General features: G+C 34.6%; 17 protein-coding genes. 9 read left to right on the top strand and 8 right to left on the bottom strand.

Translation table 11 applies throughout. The features are described from left to right. From porM to topA, 5 genes are all read right to left on the bottom strand, one after another. Positions 1-1,542, bottom strand: a complete 1,542-nt coding sequence (gene porM, locus L0669_RS09665; protein ID WP_263763073.1) for a type IX secretion system motor protein PorM/GldM — start codon at positions 1,540-1,542, stop codon at positions 1-3. 52 nt (positions 1,543-1,594) lie between these two features. After that, the gene (porL, locus tag L0669_RS09660; protein ID WP_263763071.1) at positions 1,595-2,230 is read right to left on the bottom strand and encodes a type IX secretion system motor protein PorL/GldL; all 636 of its coding nucleotides are present in this window, start codon (positions 2,228-2,230) and stop codon (positions 1,595-1,597) included. 66 nt (positions 2,231-2,296) lie between these two features. Continuing rightward, on the bottom strand, positions 2,297-3,697 hold the full coding sequence (gene porK / locus L0669_RS09655) for a T9SS ring complex lipoprotein PorK/GldK (protein WP_173972037.1): 1,401 nt from the start codon (positions 3,695-3,697) through the stop codon (positions 2,297-2,299). 263 nt (positions 3,698-3,960) lie between these two features. Beyond that, positions 3,961-5,112, bottom strand: coding sequence for a formimidoylglutamase (locus L0669_RS09650; RefSeq protein WP_263763069.1), 1,152 nt, complete (start codon positions 5,110-5,112; stop codon positions 3,961-3,963). Positions 5,113-5,115: 3 nt separating this feature from the next. Beyond that, on the bottom strand, positions 5,116-7,650 hold the full coding sequence (gene topA / locus L0669_RS09645) for a type I DNA topoisomerase (protein WP_263763067.1): 2,535 nt from the start codon (positions 7,648-7,650) through the stop codon (positions 5,116-5,118). Positions 7,651-8,290: 640 nt separating this feature from the next. On the opposite strand from topA, the gene miaB reads away from it, so the two are divergent. The 9 genes from miaB to L0669_RS09600 all read left to right on the top strand — a co-directional run bounded on the left by miaB (position 8,291) and on the right by L0669_RS09600 (position 17,892). Further along, complete coding sequence (gene miaB / locus L0669_RS09640; protein ID WP_263763064.1) at positions 8,291-9,736, top strand: tRNA (N6-isopentenyl adenosine(37)-C2)-methylthiotransferase MiaB; 1,446 nt, start codon at positions 8,291-8,293, stop codon at positions 9,734-9,736. Positions 9,737-9,821: 85 nt separating this feature from the next. Next, on the top strand, positions 9,822-10,193 hold the full coding sequence (locus tag L0669_RS09635) for a GxxExxY protein (RefSeq protein WP_263763062.1): 372 nt from the start codon (positions 9,822-9,824) through the stop codon (positions 10,191-10,193). 59 nt (positions 10,194-10,252) lie between these two features. Next, positions 10,253-11,506 carry a sigma-54 interaction domain-containing protein gene (locus L0669_RS09630; protein WP_173972041.1) on the top strand — a complete coding sequence of 418 codons (1,254 nt, stop codon included), beginning with the start codon at positions 10,253-10,255 and terminating at the stop codon, positions 11,504-11,506. Between the two features lie 84 nt (positions 11,507-11,590). Further along, the gene (locus tag L0669_RS09625) at positions 11,591-12,094 is read left to right on the top strand and encodes an LptE family protein (protein WP_173972042.1); all 504 of its coding nucleotides are present in this window, start codon (positions 11,591-11,593) and stop codon (positions 12,092-12,094) included. A gap of 90 nt (positions 12,095-12,184) precedes the next feature. After that, entirely contained in the window at positions 12,185-13,828 is a 1,644-nt protein-coding gene (locus L0669_RS09620; RefSeq protein WP_263763061.1) for a tetratricopeptide repeat protein, read from the top strand. Between the two features lie 3 nt (positions 13,829-13,831). Continuing rightward, positions 13,832-14,173 (top strand): preprotein translocase subunit SecG, encoded by a 342-nt coding sequence (secG, locus tag L0669_RS09615; protein WP_065452204.1) that lies wholly within the window; start codon positions 13,832-13,834, stop codon positions 14,171-14,173. A 149-nt stretch (positions 14,174-14,322) separates the two neighbouring features. After that, positions 14,323-14,598, top strand: a complete 276-nt coding sequence (locus L0669_RS09610; RefSeq protein WP_012023920.1) for a co-chaperone GroES — start codon at positions 14,323-14,325, stop codon at positions 14,596-14,598. Between the two features lie 131 nt (positions 14,599-14,729). Next, positions 14,730-16,358: a chaperonin GroEL gene (gene groL, locus L0669_RS09605; RefSeq protein WP_056204939.1), complete on the top strand. Its 1,629-nt coding sequence runs from the start codon at positions 14,730-14,732 to the stop codon at positions 16,356-16,358. A gap of 331 nt (positions 16,359-16,689) precedes the next feature. Continuing rightward, complete coding sequence (locus L0669_RS09600) at positions 16,690-17,892, top strand: alkaline phosphatase family protein (protein ID WP_263763059.1); 1,203 nt, start codon at positions 16,690-16,692, stop codon at positions 17,890-17,892. Between the two features lie 259 nt (positions 17,893-18,151). On the opposite strand, the gene L0669_RS09595 is transcribed toward L0669_RS09600, so the two are convergent. The 3 genes from L0669_RS09595 to L0669_RS09585 form a co-directional block, all read right to left on the bottom strand. Continuing rightward, positions 18,152-18,991 (bottom strand): oxidoreductase, encoded by an 840-nt coding sequence (locus L0669_RS09595; protein ID WP_263763057.1) that lies wholly within the window; start codon positions 18,989-18,991, stop codon positions 18,152-18,154. A gap of 92 nt (positions 18,992-19,083) precedes the next feature. Continuing rightward, positions 19,084-19,992, bottom strand: a complete 909-nt coding sequence (locus L0669_RS09590; protein ID WP_263763055.1) for a helix-turn-helix domain-containing protein — start codon at positions 19,990-19,992, stop codon at positions 19,084-19,086. 494 nt (positions 19,993-20,486) lie between these two features. Next, positions 20,487-22,016 carry a SulP family inorganic anion transporter gene (locus tag L0669_RS09585; protein WP_263763053.1) on the bottom strand — a complete coding sequence of 510 codons (1,530 nt, stop codon included), beginning with the start codon at positions 22,014-22,016 and terminating at the stop codon, positions 20,487-20,489. Positions 22,017-22,147: the final 131 nt, after the last annotated feature.

Here is a 22,147-nt window from a genome sequence, read left to right as displayed (position 1 = left end):
TTATAGTATTTCAAAAATTACCGGAGCAGTTCTTGGCAATAAGTAACTACCAGCCCCAACAAGTTTAGTTTTAATTTCAGAAATAGTAACCTGATCTCCTTTTCCAGCTCTTGAAAGTACTTGTTTACATTGTGCATTTAATCTGTTACCAGTAACAACAACAGTAGGTTGTCCAGCAATTTTCATATTAAATCCAACAACATCTAAACCAACTTCAAAATCAAAGTCGTTTAATTTAGCTCCAATAGTAGCAACTTCTAAGTTAGATTTAGGTCCTTTAACAACACCTTGCTCACCTCTAATTGTACCAGTTGGTCCAGGAATACCTTTAATTCTAAATGTTTTCTTATCTGAAACTTTATCGCCGTTTGGTAATGTACCTGTCACAGAAATTGTAGCTTCATTACCAGAACCCGGGCTCATGTTATATTTACCTGGTTTACCAGCTGAAGATAATCCTGGCGCACTTGCAACAACTTTGTTGTCAGCAACACCTGCGAATGATACAGAGATTGGGTTAACAACTCCTCTATAAACAACATTCATTTTATCAGCAGAAATAGTAGCAGAGTTTGGTCTTGGAACTACAACGTAATTTCCAGCAAATTTAAGTGGAATATTTTTTCCGTCTTCTAAGAATGTAAATTGTCCATTAATAGTTTGCTCACCTACTCCACCTGCAGTTAATGAAATAACAGCTTGTCCGTTTACGATTTGTCCAGGACCTTGGAAAGAAGTTGGTTTTGTATTTTCGTCATAACGACCTAAAACTACTTTACCAGTTACTTTTTCTCCTTGGAAATAAGCATTTTTATCTAAAACAACAATTGCTTGATAGTTACTGTAAGAAGCAGCAGCTACAGCCGCTTTTCCTAATGCAGCACTGTATACATCAGATTCTGCTTTTTTAACATCATTTTGCCAAGCTGAAAGTTTTGCAACTGATGCTACAGCAGGAAATCCTTTAAAGTGGTAAGATAAATATTTATCTTTTACTCCATCTTTATTTTTAACGTCAGAAACATCAAATTTTTTCTCAATTTCCGAAACAATTGCAGAATATTTCTTGTCAGTTCCTAAAGCTGCTTTAATATCAGCTTTGTATTTTTCGATTTTAGAGATAATCTCAGTTCCTTTAGCACTGTATCCTTCTCCTTTAAACCAACTATCGATATTGTCTCCTTTATCCATAGCTTCGTAAGGCAATTTACCTGTCTCTTTATCTACTTCAAATCCTTTAACAACATCTGTTTTTAAAGTACCAATGTAAGCGTAAAAATCTTTAGTAATTCCTTCTACTTTGTGTGCTGTTTCAGAAGCTTTAACGAACTCTCCTTTTGCTTCAGCAGCTTTTTGGTCTAAAGAAGTAAGCATTGAAGCATTACTTTCTTCTGATGATTTATTTGCGCTTTCGAATTTTTCATTCATTAAGCCAAAAGCAGATAAAACTTCTTTTGACATATTCATTGCTAACATTGCGATGAAAACCAGATACATCAGGTTCACCATCTTCTGTCTAGGGGTTAATTTTCCTCCTGCCATTTTTTCTAATTAGTTCTTTATTAATAAATTTAATATAATAGTCAAAAACTAATTATCCTTTGTTACTCATTGCAGAAAGCATACCACCGTAAACACTGTTTAATGAAGCAATGTTTGCAGTCATAGATTGCATTTGTTCTTTTAATTTAGAAGCATTTTCAGCGATTTCGCTATTTGCTTGTGCATTTCTTGAAGCACTTTCTAATTGTACTTTATATAAGCTGTTTAATGATTCCATTTGTGCAGCAGCCATAGACATTTCTTCAGCATATTTCTTTTGTCCTGCAATAGAATCTACTGTTGGAGAAATTGCTTTTGCAGCTCCTTCGAAGTTTTTGATGCTGTTTCCTAAGCTTGCCATTAACTCACCGTCAATTTTAGCTTCTTTCAACATTACATCTAATTTTTGTGACAATAATCCCTGAGCATCAACAGGAGTTTCAACTTTATCCGATTTTTTTCTAGCCTGACCATTAGCTAATTCCGGGTAAACAAGAGTCCAGTCTAATTCATCATCAACAGGATCAAAAGCAGACAATGCAAAAATAAACGCTTCCACACCAAGACCAATAATCAACATGATACTAGCACCTTGCCAGTGTTGCAATTTAAAAAGTGCACCGATGATTACTACTGCCGCTCCCATACCATAAGCGAAATTCATTGTTTTTTTACTTAATAATGCCATAATACTTTTTTTTAGGTTTTAATTTAAAATAGATTTGATTTGGTTATTTGAATTTGAATTTAATTATTATTTACTTCTTTTTCCGCTTCCTGTTGTTTGAGTTCCCATGTAATCTTGTACAGTTCTGAAACCAATATAACTTCTTGCTGAATCTGCATATTCGTGGTCACGAGTACTTACCTGTAGGAAATAAGCAACATCTTTCCAAGAACCTCCACGAACCACTTTTCTTTGATTGTTTCCGTCAATTACGTTAGGATTCATTGTTGAAACATATTCGTAAGCATTTGGATTATAAGCTGAATCTGTCCACTCTGAAACGTTTCCTGCCATGTTGTACAATCCGTAACCGTTTACTTCATATGATTTTGCTTCAACTGTATACAAAGCTTCATCAGCAGCATAATCTCCTCTACTTGGTTTAAAGTTTGCTAAGAAACAACCTCTGTCACTTTTAGTATAAGGACCTCCCCAAGGGTAAGTAGCAGATTCCAGACCTCCTCTTGCAGCATACTCCCATTCTGCCTCTGTAGGCAATCTGAATGCATTTACTAAATCACGTCCTTTTTTCTTAGATTTGATATAGCTGTTTTTGTTTAAAGTTCTCCAAGCACAAAATGCTTTAGCTTGTTTCCATGTTACACCAACTACAGGATAATCTCCGTAAGCTTTGTGCCAGAAATAATCATTGTGCATTGGCTCATTATAAGAGTAAGCAAAATCTTTAATCCAAACTGTTGTATCAGGATAAACACTTACTTGTTCTGTTTTAACGAAATCTTTTCTTTTTCCAACTTTGGCTTTTGCAGCTGCCTGAATATCCATCCAAGAATAACGGAACTTCAATTTATTTACATCAATTGTTCTTAAACCATTGTATGATTCTTCAATTGGCAAATACATAGAGTCCATTACTTCAGCATAATACTCATCCGGATAAGCTTTAGTATCTTTAATTAACTTAACTTTTTTATTTAATTTTCTACCAGCATAAGGATCATCTTTTGTTCCTACACTATAGTAATTATCATACATGTATTTATCATATGCCGTCATTTTGTCCGGCTCTGAATCATTAAATGCATAATCTGCAATACTTCCACCTTTTTTACCTTTGTCTCCGGTAGATTTTTGTCCGGTTTCATCAGCTAAGATTGCTAAACGAACTCTCATTGTAGAATCTTTTACCCATTCTACAAATTGACGGTACTCGCTGTTAGTAATCTCTGTTTCATCCATATAAAATGAACGAACGGTTACTGTTTTAGTAGGAGCATCTTCAACATTAGCTAAATCAGCATCTGATTTACCCATAATAAAAGATCCACCCGGAACTAACGTCATTCCATAAGGCTTTTCAGGATGCCATTTCCCTCCTGTAACACCAACTAACTCACCTTTGTCTCCTGACTTACCACAGCCAATTACCAGTGTTAACATTGCTGCAAATGCAATAAACTTCTTCATATAAATTTGGGATTATCTATTCATTATTATAAGTCCGTAAACGTATTTATTATTTATCTAAAAAACAATACTAGTTGCGAAATTTATTTTACCGTTCAAAAATAATGTTAAATAAAATAAAAAAAAAATATTTCATCGATAAACTAACAGAAAAAATCGACGTAAAACGTTAAATTTTATACTTTGTATTTATTTTCTTGCCAATATATTTTAACATTTTTTTCAAACCTAAAAAAAACTACAATTTTCGTTAAAATTTTAATTTATAAAGCATTTTTTCGTTGCGCTTTCCACCATCTTTCAGGCAATTCCTGATTACAAGCACTCAAATATTCGTCGTACGAACACGGTAATAACGTATTTCTTTTCAATTTATTGTGCCCGTTTGATTCGAACGGAATTTCGATCCACCAACGGTCTGTTTTATCACTTTTATAAAAGACCAATTCTTCATCTTCAAGCGGAACAATATATTTTAAATACGTTGCCCGACTACCAAACGGATATTCTTTTGATCGATAATGATATCCTTCTATAAAATACCAAACTATTTGTGCAATAATACCTGCTTCAGGAGCTGTACTATTATGATTAAAAACTCCAAAACAAGAAACTTTATCACTAATTCCGGCGTATCTGGCCAATGAACAAATTTCTTTTCCGTTGAATCCATTTGGTTCAAAAGAAACCATATTCGCTGACGCTGATGACTTTACTGAATTAAGATCGATACTTACTAAATCTGCATCGCGAAAAACCGGCTCTGCCAATGCAATCTTATTTGAAATTTCTCCCAAACGATACGCATCAAAGAATAATTTTTCGATCAAATCGATTTCTTCCTGAGAGTTATAATAGGTTTGATATCCTATATTACAGTAGTTAAAAAGATTATTAGGCTCATCGATAATAATTTTAGTCAGGTAAGAATTAGCCGAAACGGTTTCGTTTTCTTTACCAAAATCAAACTTATTATCTACAGCAACCATGTTTACCATTTGCTCTAAATCGTCGTAAGCGCGATATAATGCATAGGTCAAATCCTGCGAACCTCCTATAACTATAGGAATCACTTTATTCTTTATTAAGGTAGAAGTTACTTTTTTTAGAGCAAAGTAAGTATCCTCTACAGAGTCACCCGGAAGGATATCTCCCAGGTCTGCAATTGAAGCATCCCAATTACCAGGAAACATATTATACAGTTTTTTACGAACTGCATTTAAGTTGACTTCGTTAATTACATTACTATTTCGGCGGTCTTCCAGAACACCTACTATTGCAATTGTAATTTTACTAATATCAGGAAACTGATCCTGAGTATGCAAAACAATCTTGCTACCCAATTCTTGCGAAGACAACGAACTAATGAATTTTAAAATTCCTTCATTAACTGGTTCTAGAAAATCAAATTCCATTTATTATTTCTTTTTAGCAGCTGTTTTTTTAGCTGGAGCTTTCTTAGCGGTTGTTGCTTTTTTTGCTGTTGTAGCCTTTTTTGCCGGTGTCTTTTTTGCAGGTATTTTAGCGGCAATCATTTCCTGAACCTGAGCCAATGTTAATTTTGTTGCATCAACATCTTTACTTAGTTCAATTTTGATTTTACCTTTTGTAATAACCGAACGACCCCAACGCGCTTTTTCAACCAAAATTCCTTCGTCTTCCCAATTGTGAAGTACTTTATCTATATTTTTCTGTAATTTATCCTCAATCAACTCTTCGATTTCCTGTTGTGATAAATTATCGAAATTGTATTTTTTACTTACGTTAATGAAAATTCCGTTCCATTTGATGAAAGGACCAAAACGTCCCACACCTTTTTGAACACCCTCACCTTTGTAAACTGCAATAGGAGCATCGGCAATTGCTTTTTCATCAATTAATCCCTGTGCTCTTTCTTTTGAAAGGCTTAACGGATCTTCTCCTTTTGGCAAAGAAATAAAAACACTTCCGTGACGTACATAAGGACCATAACGACCATTACTTACTTCCACTTCTTCTCCTTTATATTCTCCTAAATTTTTAGGCAATAAAAATAAATTCAAAGCTTCCTCAAGTGTAATGTTTCCGATATTTTGATCGGCCATTAAACTGGCGAATTTTTTATCTTCGTCATCTGCTTCTCCAATTTGAGCCATTGGTCCAAATTTTCCCAAACGAACAGAAACTTGTCTTCCGTCAGCATCTTTACCAAGGATTCTTTCTCCGCTTTCGCGTTCTGCATTTGCTTCAACCTCTTTTACATTTGGGTGAAATTTATTGTAGAATTCCTGCATCATGATTGCCCAGTCTATATTTCCTTCGGCAATCTCATCAAAATCTTGTTCTACTTTTGCAGTAAAATTATAATCCAGAATGTTTCCGAAATTCTTCACTAAGAAATCAGTAACGATTGTACCAATATCTGTTGGAACTAATTTTCCTTTATCTGAACCTGTATTTTCTTTTAGCAACTTCTCTCCTACCTTATTGGCTTGCAAAGTAAGTTGGGTATAATTACGTTCCTGACCTTCAAGAGTTCCTTTTTCTACATAGTTTCTGTTGATGATAGTTGAAATAGTTGGAGCGTAAGTAGACGGACGTCCGATTCCTAGTTCTTCTAATTTTTTTACCAAAGAAGCCTCTGTATAACGAGCCGGCGGTCTTGAATATCTTTCGGTTGCTGTGATATAATTGTTAACTAATTTTTCGTTTACTTTTAAAGCAGGCAACATTCCTTCTTGTTCTTCCTCGTCGTCATCATGACCTTCTAAATAAACTTTTAGGAAACCTTCAAAAAGTAAAACTTCTCCAGAAGCTGTAAAAATTTCGCTGTGATTGTTTGCTTCGATTTTTACGTTTGTTCTTTCTAATTGCGCATCGCTCATTTGAGAAGCCAATGTTCTTTTCCAGATCAAATCATATAAACGTGCCTGATCCCGATCGATATTTACGGTGTGACGTGACATATCAGTCGGACGAATTGCTTCGTGCGCTTCTTGTGCTCCTTTGCTTTTGTTTGCAAAAACTCTCGGTTTCGAGAATTCTTTTCCGTATGATTTTATGATTTCAGCTTCAGCGGCATCCATCGCATCTTTAGAAAGGTTTACACTATCGGTTCTCATATAAGTGATAAGTCCGGCCTCGTATAAACGTTGTGCAAGCTGCATGGTAATACCAACCGGTAAATACAATTTTCTAGCTGCTTCTTGTTGCAAGGTAGAAGTTGTAAATGGTGCTGTTGGTGATTTTTTGGTAGGTTTAGTTTCTAAATCGGCTACCTTATATTGTGATCCGATGTTTTGATTTAAAAAATCTTCGGCTTCTTTTTTTGTATTGAAGTTCTTTGGTAATTTGGCTTTGAAAGTTTTTCCGGCTTCATTAACAAATTCTGCTACGATAGAATAACTCGCAACTGCATTAAAGTTTTGGATTTCGCGTTCTCTCTCAACAATTAAGCGTACTGAAACTGATTGCACACGACCAGCAGATAATCCTCCTTTAATTTTTCTCCATAAAACAGGAGATAATTCGTAACCTACTAAACGGTCTAATACACGACGTGCTTGTTGTGCGTTTACTAAATTATAATCTATTTCTCTAGGATTCTCGATTGCTTTAAGAATCGCAGTTTTTGTAATCTCGTGAAAAACAATTCGCTTTGTTTTTTTAGTATCTAGTTTTAATTCTTCCGCCAGGTGCCATGAAATAGCCTCACCCTCGCGGTCCTCATCGCTCGCCAGCCAAACCATTTCGGCATTCTTAGATAGTGTTTTCAATTTGCTTACCAAGGCTTTCTTATCCGGAGAAACTTCGTATTTGGGTTTAAAACCATTCTCTACATCTACTCCTATTTCCTTTGATGGTAAATCTGCTATATGTCCGTAACTTGACTCTACTTGAAAATCACTTCCCAGAAATTTCTCGATTGTTTTCGCCTTTGCAGGTGACTCCACTATTACTAAATTCTTTGCCATTGCTCTATTTTTCTGCAACAAAAGTATCTATTTTTTTTAAATATCAGCCTTGCGAATTGATTTTTGAGTTATTTTAATATTATGTTTCTTTAAAATGAAGATTTATCTGTATTCCTACCTATAATATATATAGGTATAATTTTTAAAGGTTTATAGCCTCTAAATGTTCTTTTTTACGCCGGATTAATAGCCCGGATTGCAGCGAAAAGCCCGGAGTAAAAACTGCAAAAGTTTCTTGTTTTAAAAAAGCGACCAACGGAAGCTCTTTTTAAAACATTAGAAACTTTGCGGTTTTTATAAGGACTTGTAGTGGAAAGCCGGAATAGCTACTTAAAAAACAAATACTAAAAATTTAACCGCAGAGTTCGCAAAGTTTTACGCAAAGTTCACAAAGTTAGATTGAGCTGAATATTTCAGGCGAAGTTCGCAAAGCTTTGAGAATCAATCCAATCTTTTTAATCTGTGGCTATTATTATTTTAGATTTTAGATTCCCTTATTCTTTGTTGGTTCCAACAATCTAAAATCTGAACTCTAAAATCTAAAATTCCAATAATCTTTACTCTAAAATCTAAAATCTTTTCTCTGCCATCTTGTCATATTGATCACATTTGCGTTATCTTTGCACTTTGAATTTATACAATGGAAAAGATTATTGAAGAAAGCAAACAGGGCGAAAGTCTTGTTTTGGAGAATAAACCTGAGAATACGAAAAAACTTTTTATAGAAAGTTACGGTTGTGCGATGAATTTTTCGGACAGTGAAGTCGTAGCTTCCATTTTATCAATAAACGGATATAATACTACACAAACCCTTGAAGACGCTGATTTAGTCCTGGTAAACACCTGCTCGATTCGAGACAAGGCGGAACAAACTATTCGTAAACGTCTTGAAAAATATAATGCGGTAAAACGTACTAACCCAAAGATGAAAGTGGGCGTTTTGGGCTGTATGGCTGAGCGTTTGAAAAGTCAGTTTCTAGAGGAAGAAAAGATAGTTGATCTTGTTGTGGGACCTGATGCTTACAAAGATTTGCCTAATTTATTGGCGGAAGTTGAAGATGGTCGTGATGCTATTAATGTGGTTTTGTCAAAAGAGGAAACTTACGGAGATATTTCACCGGTTCGTTTGATGAGTAACGGAATTACGGCGCTGGTTTCGATTACTCGTGGTTGCGATAATATGTGTACTTTTTGCGTTGTCCCTTTTACTCGTGGTCGTGAGCGTAGTCGTGAGCCTCAAAGTATTATGAAGGAGATTCAGGATTTATGGGATAAAGGCTTTAAAGAAATTACGCTTTTAGGTCAAAACGTTGATAGTTACCTTTGGTACGGCGGCGGTTTGAAAAAAGATTTCGTAAATGCTACTGAAATGCAAAAAGCTACAGCGGTCGATTTTGATCAATTGCTTGAAATGGTTGCTGTTGGTTTTCCTAAAATGCGTATTCGATTTTCGACTTCTAATCCGCAGGATATGCACGAAAGTATCTTGCATGTTATTGCCAAATATCCAAATATTTGTAAACACATTCACTTACCGGTTCAGTCTGGAAGTAACAGAATTCTAAAAGAAATGAATCGTTTGCATACTCGTGAAGAATATATGGCTTTGATTGATAAAATTAATGCTATTATTCCGAATGCTTCGATTTCGCAAGATATGATTGCCGGTTTCCCAACAGAAACAGAGCAAGATCATCAAGATACCATGAGCTTAATGGAATATGTAAAATATAATTTTGGTTATATGTATTCGTATTCTGAGCGTCCGGGAACTTTAGCTGGAAGAAAAATGGAAGATGATGTTCCGGAAGAAACTAAAGCGAGAAGATTACAGGAAATTGTCGATTTACAACAAAAACACGCTTGGTTTAGAAGCGAAGAATTTGTTGGACAAGTTGTTGAAGTTTTAGTAGAAAAAGTGTCTAAAAAATCGACCGAGGAATTTTCAGGGAGAAACTCTCAAAGTATTACGGTAGTTTTCCCTAAAGAGAATTATAAGATTGGGGATTTTGTAAACGTAAAAATTACAAGTTGTACTAGTGGAACTTTGAAGGGTGAAGCGGTTGGATTGAGTAGCATGAATTAAAGTTTTTTTGCCACGAATTTCACTAATTCACACTAATTTTCTTACTTTATTTAATAATTCAATATGTTTGTATAAAAACACAAACATGGAATTATATAGAAAAGAAGAGTATTTTAAAATAGTTGGCATTTGCATGGAAATTCATAGAATTCTTGGCGGAGGTCTGCTTGAAATTGTTTACAAAGATGCTTTAGAATATGAATTTAAAAAACACAATATTCCGTTTCAACGTGAAAAAGAATATAGCATTAAATACAAAGACATTGTTTTAGCACATAAGTTTTATGCTGATTTTGTTATTTATGATGAAATTATTTTAGAAGTAAAAGCATCAAAAGACATTATAGATGAACATACGGCTCAAACAATTAATTATTTAAGACTAGCTGATAGTGATCTAGGAATTATTGTTAACTTTAATAAAAAGTCACTACAACATAAAAGAGTTATTCATTAGCCCGATTTAAAAAATTTGTGAAAATTTGTGTAATTCGTGGCAAAAGATAAAAAACATAAATGGAAACAGTTCAAGCAATAAAACAGCGATTTGAAATTATTGGAAATGATCCGAAATTAAATCGTGCCATCGAAAAAGCGATTCAGGTTGCTCCTACTGATATATCGGTAATGGTAACTGGGGAAAGTGGTGTTGGTAAAGAAAACATTCCAAGAATAATACATTCGCTTTCGCACAGAAAGCATGGTAAATATATTGCGGTAAACTGTGGTGCAATTCCGGAAGGAACTATCGACAGTGAGCTTTTTGGACACGAAAAAGGTGCTTTTACAGGTGCTACAAGTACACGTGAAGGTTATTTTGAAGTAGCCGATGGCGGAACTATTTTTCTTGATGAAGTTGGTGAATTACCGCTTACAACTCAGGTTCGTTTGCTTCGTGTACTTGAAAACGGTGAATTTATAAAAGTAGGTTCGTCTCAGGTTCAGAAAACAAATGTTAGAATCGTAGCAGCAACAAACGTAAACTTATTCAATGCTATTGAAAAAGGAAAGTTTCGTGAGGATTTGTACTATCGTTTAACAACTGTCGAAATTACTTTGCCGCCATTGCGTGAAAGAAATGAAGACATTCATTTGTTATTCAGAAAATTTGTTGCTGATTTTGCACACAAATACAAAATGCCTCCGTTGAAATTAGACGATGATGCGGTGCAACTTTTACAAAAATTCAGATGGAACGGAAACATTCGCCAGCTGCGAAATGTAGCCGAACAAATTTCTGTTTTAGAAACCAATCGTGATATTTCGTTAGCAACTTTACAATCGTATTTGCCTACTGAAGGCACTAATTTACCATCTGTAATTAGCGATAAGAAAAAAGAAAGTGATTTTAGTACTGAAAGAGACATTCTGTACAAAGTGCTTTTTGATATGAAAAGTGATCTTAATGATCTAAAAAAACTTACTTTAGAATTGATGAAAAACGGTACTAAAGTACAGGACATCAATCCTAATTTGATTCAGAAAATATATGGTTCTCAGGAAAACGAAAGCGAAATAGATTTTGAAGAGGAACCTAGAACCGCTGTTATGACGCCTGCAACGCGTGAAGACAATTACCAAATGCAGGACGACAACTATTTGTTTGCTGAAACCATTGAAGAAGAAGAGGTTTTGCGTTTAGAACAAAAAGAAATCGAAATGATCAAAAAATCATTAGAAAAAAATAAAGGAAAACGAAAAGCTGCCGCTGATGAATTAGGCATCTCTGAACGTACTTTGTATAGAAAAATCAAACAATTCGATTTATAAATAAAATAGAAAATTTCAAAAAATAAATTCCAAATTCCAAATTACTATATTTGAAAAATATTGGAATTTACGACGAGTACTACTATGAAAAAAATATATTCTTTATTAGCCTTAATGAGTCTCTTTATGTTAAGCGGCTGCTCTGTTTATAACTTTACAGGAACAGGAAAAATCGACGCCAAAACGTTTCAGGTTAACTTCTTTCAGAATAATGCTGATTTGATCGAACCGGGAATTGACAGACAATTTACATTGGCTTTGCAGGATTTAATTCAAAATCAAACCAATCTAAACTTAGTAAGTAATAGTGGCGATTTAGTTTACGAAGGAGAAATTGTAGATTACAGAACAACGCCAATGACAGCAACTGCTGACCAGCAAGCTGCGCAAAACCGTTTAACGATTCGTATCAATGTAAGGTTTACCAATAAAAATAAAGAAACAGATGATTTCGAGAAACCATTTGAGTTTTATTATGATTTCCCGGGAACAGGATTACCAACAGGAGCTGTTTTAAATACAGCGCTTCAAACTATTTTTGAAAGAATCACGCAGGATATCTTTAATGATTCATTAGCAAAATGGTAAAAATGTTTATTTGTTGAAATCGGTTAATTGTTTAATCGATTCTTTTAAACGATTAAACAGTTAAACAAAAAAACGATTAAACAAAAAAACATGAATGTAACTGATTATACCTACTTAATGAACAAACCCGATGCTATCACAGAAAAGCAAGCGGACGCATTAGGAAGTGTTTTGAATGAATTTCCGTATTTTCAAAGTGCGAGAGCATTGCGATTAAAAGGACTTTACAATCAAAATAGCTTTAAGTATAATTATGCATTAAAAGTTACGGCCGCTCATACTACTGACCGCGCTGTTTTATTTGATTTTATCACTTCTGAAACTTTTACCTCTATTCAGAATGATTTTTACGATCAAAAACTAAGAGATCTTTTAGAAATTAAAGTATTTGACAGTGAGATTGTATCTTTTGAAGAAATCAAAAAAGCGACTGAAGTTCGCATTGATCCAATTGAACAATCGATTTTAAATTCAATAAAAGGAGCAACAACCGCTACTTTTACAGAGCCAGAAAAAATCGAAGAAAAACCAATTGAAATAATTGATGAGCAAACGATTCTGGATTCTTTTAAAGAAGTAACATCAACTACTTTTGAAGAATCTGCAAAAATTGAGGAAAAACCAATCGAAATAATTGACGAAGAATCAATTTTAAATTCTTTTAAAGAAGTAACAACCACTACTTTTGAAGAATTAGCTCCAGTTACTGAACCGGTTAAAACCGAAGAGGTTAAAATAGAGCCAATTACTCCAACAATTACAGAGCAATCTATTTTAGATACTTTTAAAGAAGTAGCACCAGCCACTTTTGAAGAACCTGCAAAAATTGAAGAAAATCCAATTGAACCGATTACAGAACAATCTATTTTAGACACTTTTGTAGCAGTAGCGCCAACCAGTCCTGAAGGAGAAATTGAAGAGAAACCTCTTGATCCGGTTGTTGAGCAGTCTATATTAGAATCTATTAAAGAAGTTGCCAATATAACTTTTGAAGAAGCACCTAAAATCGAAGAACCAAAAGAGGAGCAAATTGCTGAGCAACCAATTTTAACTACGACTAAAGAACCTACCAAAACCTTTTTTGAAGAAATAGTAGAAGAAGAGGAAGAAGTAGTAGAACCGAAAATTCCGGAAGTAAGAGTTGATCCTATCGAACAATCGATCTTAAATTCTATTAAAGAAGCCAACACAGTAGTTTTTGAAGAACCAAAAATAACTGAGGAACCAAAAGAAACTGAAATTCAGGAAAATATAAAAATTGCAGAGGAAAACCTTGAAATAGGAAAACCTCTTGATTTCTCTGTTAATGAAAAGCATTCATTTCAGGAATGGCTTCAGTTAGCAAAAACAGAACCAATTGACAGAACAGAAGAAGGTCCTCAGGAATTAAAAGAAATCAAAAAAACTGCTGAACCAAAAGTTGAAGCAGATATAATTGATGAAGAGAAAAAGAAAAAGGCTGAATTGATTGATAAATTCATCGAAACCAACCCGAAAATTTCTCCTATAAAACAAACACCCATAACTCCTGCGGTACAAATTGATGTTAATAAAGAGGAAAATACCTACTTAATGACAGAGACTTTGGCAAGAGTATATCTGGAACAAAAAAAATATACAAAAGCAATACAAGCATATGAAATATTAATTTTGAAATATCCAGAAAAAATTAGTTTCTTTGCAGACCGCATTTCGGATATAAAGATTTTACAACAAAATAACAATAATAATTAAGCAATGAGCACATTTTCAATTTTTTTAGTTTTAATCACAATAGTTTGTTTTCTATTGATCGTAGTAATCATGGTTCAAAACCCTAAAGGAGGCGGATTATCGTCTACAATTAGCGGAACTCAAATGTTAGGTGGAGTACAAAAAACGACTGACTTTTTAGATAAAAGTACCTGGACATTAGCTACTATTTTGATTGCTCTAATCTTGCTTTCAAGTTTAAGTTTTACAGGATCATTAAGTGATACTGACTCTAAAATTATTGACAAATCTGAAGTTCCTGCTGCTAGCACACCTGCTGCTCCAGCTCAACAAACACCTGCTCCGGCAACTCCTGCAGCAAAATAATAATTTTTGAAATAAATATAAAATGCCAGCCTGTCAAAGCTGGCATTTTTTTTAGGAAATAATGTCAGTTTTACCAACGTGGCATAATTTCTGAAATCCAATAGAGCATATAAAACGTATAACTTATAATAATTATAAAATATAAAATCATGGCCTTAAACATTAAACCGCTTTCAGATCGCGTACTTATTGAGCCTGTTGCAGCTGAAACAAAAACTGCCTCAGGTATTTTTATTCCTGATACTGCCAAAGAAAAACCACAAAAAGGAACTGTTGTAGCTGTAGGAAATGGTTCTAAAGACCATACTATGACTGTAAAAGTTGGCGACACTGTACTTTATGGTAAATATGCAGGAACAGAATTAAAACTTGAAGGAACTGATTATTTGATTATGCGCGAAGATGACATCTTAGCAATTATCTAAAAAAATATGTATTAAGTTTTTAGTATTAGAAATTAAGACTAAATAACCTAAAACAAATCAAACATTAAACAAACTTAATTCAGCAGTAGAAAGCATAAAGCTTAAAGCCTACTGCCTAAAGCAAATAAAAAATGGCAAAAGATATAAAATTTGATATTGAAGCACGTGACGGATTAAAACGTGGTGTTGATGCATTAGCAAATGCTGTAAAAGTAACTCTTGGACCAAAAGGTCGTAATGTAATTATTGGAAAATCTTTTGGTGGACCAACTGTTACTAAAGATGGTGTTTCTGTTGCAAAAGAAATCGAATTAAAAGACCCATTAGAAAATATGGGCGCGCAAATGGTTAAAGAAGTTGCTTCTAAAACTAATGATTTAGCGGGTGACGGAACTACAACTGCTACAGTTTTAGCGCAGGCAATCGTAAAAGAAGGTCTTAAAAACGTTGCTGCAGGTGCCAATCCAATGGACTTGAAACGTGGTATCGATAAAGCTGTTGAAGCTATCGTTGCTGACCTTGCAAAACAAGCTAAAGTTGTTGGAAGCGATTCTGATAAAATTAAACAAATTGCTTCTATCTCTGCAAATAATGACGAAGTTATTGGTGAATTAATCGCTACTGCTTTTGCTAAAGTAGGTAAAGAAGGTGTTATTACTGTTGAAGAAGCTAAAGGAACAGACACTTTCGTGGATGTTGTTGAAGGTATGCAGTTTGACAGAGGATATCTTTCTCCTTATTTCGTAACAAACCCAGAGAAAATGGAAGTTGAATTAGACTCTCCATACATCTTATTATACGACAAAAAAGTATCTTCTTTAAAAGAATTACTTCCAGTTTTAGAGCCAGTTGCTCAATCAGGAAAACCATTATTAATTATTGCTGAAGATGTTGACGGAGAAGCTCTTTCAACTCTTGTAGTAAACAAATTAAGAGGGGCTCTTAAAATTGCTGCTGTAAAAGCTCCAGGTTTTGGAGACAGAAGAAAAGCAATGTTAGAAGATATCGCAATCTTAACTGGTGGAACTGTAATTTCTGAAGAAAGAGGTTATACTCTTGAAAATACAACTATCGAAATGTTAGGAACTGCAAAAAGAGTTTCTATCGATAAAGACAACACTACTATTGTAAGTGGTGCTGGTGAAGCTGACATTATCAAAAACAGAGTAAACCAAATTAAAGGTCAGATGGAGACTACTACATCTGATTATGATAAAGAAAAATTGCAAGAGCGTTTGGCTAAATTAGCTGGTGGTGTTGCTGTTCTTTATGTTGGTGCTGCTTCTGAAGTTGAAATGAAAGAGAAAAAAGACAGAGTTGATGATGCTTTACACGCTACTCGTGCTGCTGTTGAAGAAGGAATTGTTGCTGGTGGTGGTGTTGCTTTATTAAGAGCAAAAGCTGCATTAGCTGATCTTAAAGCAGATAACGCTGACGAAGCAACAGGAATTCAGATTGTATCTCGTGCGGTTGAATCTCCATTAAGAACTATTGTTGAAAATGCAGGTCTTGAAGGTTCTGTAGTAGTAGCAAAAGTTTCTGAAGGTTCAGGTGATTTTGGATACAATGCAAAAACTGACGAATATGTAGATATGCTTACAGCTGGAATTATCGATCCTAAAAAAGTAACTCGTGTTGCATTAGAAAATGCTGCATCTGTTGCCGGAATGATCCTTACTACAGAATGTGCATTAATTGATATTAAAGAAGAAAGCGCTGGCGGAATGCCAATGGGTGGCGGTATGCCAGGAATGATGTAATTCATTCTTTAAGTTCTTACTTATAAACGCCAGATTTGATCTGGCGTTTTTTTTTGCCACAGATTGTACGGATTAAAAAGATTTTTTCGCCACGAATTTCACGAATTTTCACGAATTCTTTTTTCTAATCTTTACGAATATATTTTTAGTCGCAAACTAAAAAGGTTTTCACAGATTAATCTATTTAATCCTTTTAATCTGTGACAAACTCTTTTCGCAAAAATCATTCGTGATAATTCGTGAAATTCGTGGCTATCCTTTTTATTTAACATTCTCTTTTTCTTCAAAAAATCTGTTATCTCTACCTTTGCATTTCTATTAAAATTGCAAAATGAGAAAATTTACAACTCACCTATTGTTTTTTACATTTTTACTTCTTACCTCTATTTCCTATTCTCAATCCAATAAAGATGCTTATGTCGTTTTAGTTTCTATGGACGGTTTTCGTTGGGATTTTCAAAAACAGTTTAACCTTCCTAATTTAAAGCAAATTGCAAAAGAAGGCGTTCATGCTAAGTCAATGAAACCTTCTTATCCAAGTAAAACTTTCCCAAATCATTATTCGATTGTAACGGGACTTTATCCTGATCATCACGGAATTATAAACAACGTTTTTTACGACTCAGCTTTAAACGAATCTTTTTCACTTTCAAGCAAAGCAAAAAATGATTCCAGATTTTATGGCGGAAATCCCATTTGGAATGTTGCCGAACAACAAGGCGTAAAGGCTGCTTCTTTTTTCTGGCCGGGTTCTGATATTGACAAAAGAAATCCAAGCTATTTTAAAAATTACGATAATAAAATTCCATACGGAGCCAGAATCGATACGGTTTTAAAATGGTTACAGCTTCCTGAAAAACAACGTCCGCATTTGGTGACTTTATATTTTGATGAACCCGATCATACGGGACACAATTTTGGTCCGCTTTCTCCTGAAAACAAAAAAATGGTGATCAAAATGGATTCTATTATGGGAGAATTGTCCAGAAAATTAGATCAGTTAGCCATTGGAAAACAAATCAATTTAATTATTGTTTCAGATCACGGAATGGCCGATATCAGCAATGATAAAAAAGTAGTTGTTCTCGATTATCTAAAACCGGAATGGTTAGGTTATAAAGATGTAATTAATCCTATTATGAGTCTTCAGGCAAAACCGGGTTGTCAGGATTCTATTGTAAAAGCTTTAAAAAAAGTCCCGCACATCAAGTTTTGGAAATCAACTGAAGTTCCTAAAAGATTGCATTACGGAACCAATCCAAGAGTTCATGATTTTGTGATTGAAGCCAAAAAAGGATATAGCTTAGCAAAAGACAAAAACCAAAATATAAAAGGCGGAACACATGGCTACGATAATGAAGAAAAAGATATGCACGCGATTTTCTATGCAAAAGGCCCGGCTTTTAAAGTGGACAAAGAAGTAAAAACATTTCAGAATGTTTCGGTTTATCCTTTAATTGCTCATATTTTAGGATTGCAAATTGACCACGTTGACGGGAAACTGAGCGATGTAAAATCAATGCTGGTTAACTAGATAATGAATTGAGTGTCATCCTGAGCGAAGTCGAAGGACGTTGCAATTGGCACGTGGGCTTCGACTTCGCTCAGCCTGACAAACTTATAAACACAACAAACCCGACAGGTTTTAAAAACCTGTCGGGTTTATTTTTTAGAATAATTAGCACGTATACCAATTGTAGCAAATCAATAACGTAGACGCACTGCAGTGCGTCTCTACAATAATAATCGCTGCAAATATCATTTTCTAATTATCAAATTGGCACATTTTCTAATTAAAGCCCAGTCGAAACAGAAACTGCTTTCCAGTTTTCTAAATCCTTCTGAACACTTTCTATTTTTTGATTCGCCATATTATAAGCATCTTCTCCTAAAAACAAATGCAAAGGTGGATTTTGGTTCTTACTTGCTTTTATTAAAGCTTCTGCTAATTTTACAGGATCTCCCGGCTGATTTTGATTGATATCGCCTTTGTGTGCGCTTTCAGATTGTCTTACAGCTTTATAATCTGCAATTGGATTTTGTGGTAGTAATAACGAACTGTCTTTTAAGAAATCGGTTCTAAAATAACCCGGATATACTATCGTAGCATTGATTCCGAATTCTTTTACTTCGGCAGATAACGACTCTGTTAAACCCGCTACAGCAAATTTTGTAGAACAATAGATTCCCCAACCTGCAAAACCACCGTGATAACCACCAACAGACGAGATATTAAAGATATGTCCTGATTGTTTTGCACGCATGTACGGTACTGTATTTCTGATTACATTTAATAATCCGAAAACATTTACCTCATAATTTTTTCTCGATTCTGCATCAGTCAATTCTTCTAGTGCTCCTAATAAACCATAACCTGCATTATTTACTAAAACATCTATAGTTTTAAAATGACTTACTGCTACTTCAATCGCATTTTTAACGCTTTTTTCATCTACCAAATCCATTTCTAAAGGAAGGAAATTTTCAGATACATCTCCAAATACTTTAATCAAAGCTTCTTCACTTCTTGATGTTGCCGCTACTTTATACCCTTCTGATAATAATTTTTTAGCCAATTCTAATCCAAGTCCTTTTGAAGCACCTGTGATAAACCAAACTTTGTTATTTTCCATGATTTTTAATTTTTTTAGATTTAATTACAGGACAAAGGTATTGGCGAAGTGCATCTAAAAAATTAAAGGAATCAAACAAGAAGTTACGAAAATCAAACAATTTCGGTTACGCGATAGTTTTTTGGTGAAACCTGAGTATTTTTCTTGAAGAAATTAATAAAATGAGACAATTCTTCAAAACCTAAACACCAGGCAATTTCGTTAATATTCCAATTGGTTTGTTTGAGCAGAATCATGGCTTCCTGAACAATTCTTTCGGATATAATCTGCGAAGTAGTTTTTCCGGTAGTTTCTTTTAAAGCTTTATTAAGATGATTGACATGAACATTCAACTGATTAGCAAATTCTGATGGCGATCTAAAATTAATTTGGTGAGAAAGAGATTCAATCGGAAATTGGCGTTCCAGCAATTCCAGAAACAAAGATGAAATTCGTATCGTCGCATTCGACTTACTATATAATGAAGCAGTTACAGTTTGCGTTTTTAGTGCAAGATGAATAATCTCAAAAACTAAATTCCGAATCACATCATATTTAAAAGCATAATCTGAATTGATTTCATCAAACATTTTTAAATAAACGTTCTTTAAATCTTCTGCAAGTTCTTTTGAAACCGGAACAACAGGATTTCCGCCAGGCTGAAACAATGGATATTCTTTTAAATTCCCAAACTGACTGAAAAAAGTATCTGTAAAAATGCAGAAAAATCCGGTTTGATTTTCATCAATATGTTCCCAACTGTACGGAATTTGAGGATTGGCAAAAAATAAAGCCTGGTCATCAATAGTAACCACTTTATCAGCATAATGCACTTTGTTCTTACCCACGATCAGACTTATTTTATAAAAGTCTTTTCGCGTATAAGGCAAAGGATTACAAGTACTCCCAACATAATCGTCGAGTTTAAAAACATTAAAATGTCCGATTTCTTTTTTAAGATTCTCGGGCATTCCTTTTATTTTTACCGTATAAAAATCTTCGAGTGTTTCTTGTAGTTTCATTTGGCAAAGTTACGAAAATCAAACAAATGAGATAATTAGAAAATTTGTCAATTAGATAATGAACAGCATGTCACCCTGCGCGGTGTTTTAGGGAGCTACAATTATAACGAGGGCTTCGACTTCGCTCAGCCTGACAAACTTTATAGAATTACTAATGAGATAATTTGTCAATTAGACAATCAACAGCATGTCACCCTGAGCGGAGTCGAAGGGCGCTCCAATTAACACGTGGGCTTCGACTACGCTCAGCCTGACAAACTAAAAATTAAATGAACCAATGTTTTTCCTTTTATCAACAAAACAACAAACCCGACAGGTTTTAAAAACCTGTCGGGTTTATCGTGTAATTAGTTTTAACATAATCTCAATATCCAACGTAGAAGCATTGCAGTACATCTCTACAGAAAATTGGCGTGTTATTTAATGTAAATCCCAATTCCAAATTATCTAATTATCAAATTGGCACATTCTCTAATTGACACATTCTCTAATTTCTAAGACACCACTTTATAAGTAGGATCTTCAATTACATTAACTTTTATAACTGCTTCGGCATTTTTAAGCAATTTGATACAATCCGGACTTAGATGCTGTAGCTCGATTGTTTTATTTAATTGATTGTATTTCTTAGTCAAATTATTCAGTGCTTCAATTGCAGACATATCAGCGACACGGCTTTCTTTAAAATCGATAATCACGTGATCAGGATCATTGGCAACATCAAATTTTTCAAAAAAAGCGGCTATAGAACCAAAAAAAAGCGGCCCGAAAATTTCGTAGTGTTTTACTCCTGCATCATCAATAAAATGTTTTGCACGAATACGTTTAGCACTTTCCCAGGCAAAAACAAGAGCTGAAATAATAACCCCAATCAAAACGGCTAATGCCAGATTATGCAATACAATTGTAATTAAAGCCACCAGAATTCCAACAAAAATATCGTGTTTGGGCATTTTGTTAATGATTCTGAAACTCGCCCATTCAAACGTCGTAATCGCCACCATCATCATAACACCAACCAAAGCTGCCATTGGCAATTTACCAATTACAGGCGCTCCAAAAAGGATGATTAATAAAATGGTTAAAGCAGCAATAATCCCCGAAAGTCGAGCTCTGGAACCTGCTGAAAGATTCACTAAAGTTTGGGCAATCATTGGGCAGCCTCCCATCCCAAAAAAGAAACCATTTAAGATATTCGAACTTCCTTGCGCAATACATTCACGATTGCTGTTTCCTCGTGTTCCAGTAATCTCATCGACCAAATTCAGCGTAAGCAAACCTTCGGTTAAACCAACGGCGGCAACAATTACAGAATAGGGAAATATAACTTTGAAAGTTTCAAAAGAAAGCGGAATATCAGGGATATGAAACGGAGGAAATCCGCCTTGAACCGAAGCAATATCTTCGACCGTTTTGGTTTCGATATTAAAAATTAAAACAATAGCAAAAACTACCATTATCGCGACTAATGACGCCGGAACTGCTTTGGTTAATTTTGGAAAAAGTAAAACGATTCCAATTGTTAAAGCCACTAAACCCAGCATAATATACAAAGGAGTTCCCTGCAGCCAGGAAACTTGTCCGTTTACGACTGTTTTAAATTGCTCGAGTTGCGACATAAAAATCACAACCGCCAAACCGTTTACAAAACCAAACATAACGGGTTGAGGAACCAGCCTGATAAATTTTCCGAGTTTAAAAAGTCCGATGCAAATTTGCACTACACCACCAAGCGCGACGGCTGCAAAAACATATTCTATACCGTGCGATTTCATTAAGACAATTAAAACAATAACGGTTGCCCCTGCCCCGCCCGAAATCATGCCGGGTCTTCCGCCAAAAATAGCAGTAACCAATCCGGCTATAAAAGCAGCATATAAACCAACCAAAGGTGGAAACCCAGCCAAAATAGCAAACGACAACGATTCGGGTATCATCGTCATGGCCACTGTTAAACCGGCTAAAATTTCGTTTTTGTAATTTACTTTTTGAGTAAAGTCAAAGAGATGGAGCGCTTTTTTCATAGGCCACAAATGTAGAAAATAATGACCAAAAGAGCATTAACCTTTTCAAATCTGAAAAAGCGTCACAAAAAGAATAAAAGAATTAAAACAGTTAACTTAACTGCTTTACAAGTAAAGCCAAAAGAGAAAGA

It is taken from the genome of Flavobacterium bizetiae (assembly GCF_024271895.1).
Lineage (GTDB): Bacteria > Bacteroidota > Bacteroidia > Flavobacteriales > Flavobacteriaceae > Flavobacterium > Flavobacterium bizetiae.
This window is presented reverse-complemented; position numbering and strand designations above follow the sequence as displayed.

Bases quoted from the DNA above. Each gene is read 5' to 3' on its own strand.
- L0669_RS09635 (WP_263763062.1), top strand. From the start codon at position 9,822: ATGGAATTATATAGAAAAGAAGAGTATTTTAAAATAGTTGGCATTTGC.
- L0669_RS09595 (WP_263763057.1), bottom strand. From the start codon at position 18,991: ATGGAAAATAACAAAGTTTGGTTTATCACAGGTGCTTCAAAAGGACTT.
- groL (WP_056204939.1), top strand. From the start codon at position 14,730: ATGGCAAAAGATATAAAATTTGATATTGAAGCACGTGACGGATTAAAA.
- L0669_RS09600 (WP_263763059.1), top strand. From the start codon at position 16,690: ATGAGAAAATTTACAACTCACCTATTGTTTTTTACATTTTTACTTCTT.
- L0669_RS09650 (WP_263763069.1), bottom strand. From the start codon at position 5,112: ATGGAATTTGATTTTCTAGAACCAGTTAATGAAGGAATTTTAAAATTC.
- porM (WP_263763073.1), bottom strand. From the start codon at position 1,542: ATGGCAGGAGGAAAATTAACCCCTAGACAGAAGATGGTGAACCTGATG.
- L0669_RS09585 (WP_263763053.1), bottom strand. From the start codon at position 22,016: ATGAAAAAAGCGCTCCATCTCTTTGACTTTACTCAAAAAGTAAATTAC.
- topA (WP_263763067.1), bottom strand. From the start codon at position 7,650: ATGGCAAAGAATTTAGTAATAGTGGAGTCACCTGCAAAGGCGAAAACA.
- L0669_RS09620 (WP_263763061.1), top strand. From the start codon at position 12,185: ATGAATGTAACTGATTATACCTACTTAATGAACAAACCCGATGCTATC.
- L0669_RS09590 (WP_263763055.1), bottom strand. From the start codon at position 19,992: ATGAAACTACAAGAAACACTCGAAGATTTTTATACGGTAAAAATAAAA.
- L0669_RS09625 (WP_173972042.1), top strand. From the start codon at position 11,591: ATGAAAAAAATATATTCTTTATTAGCCTTAATGAGTCTCTTTATGTTA.
- L0669_RS09630 (WP_173972041.1), top strand. From the start codon at position 10,253: ATGGAAACAGTTCAAGCAATAAAACAGCGATTTGAAATTATTGGAAAT.
- miaB (WP_263763064.1), top strand. From the start codon at position 8,291: ATGGAAAAGATTATTGAAGAAAGCAAACAGGGCGAAAGTCTTGTTTTG.
- porL (WP_263763071.1), bottom strand. From the start codon at position 2,230: ATGGCATTATTAAGTAAAAAAACAATGAATTTCGCTTATGGTATGGGA.
- secG (WP_065452204.1), top strand. From the start codon at position 13,832: ATGAGCACATTTTCAATTTTTTTAGTTTTAATCACAATAGTTTGTTTT.
- L0669_RS09610 (WP_012023920.1), top strand. From the start codon at position 14,323: ATGGCCTTAAACATTAAACCGCTTTCAGATCGCGTACTTATTGAGCCT.
- porK (WP_173972037.1), bottom strand. From the start codon at position 3,697: ATGAAGAAGTTTATTGCATTTGCAGCAATGTTAACACTGGTAATTGGC.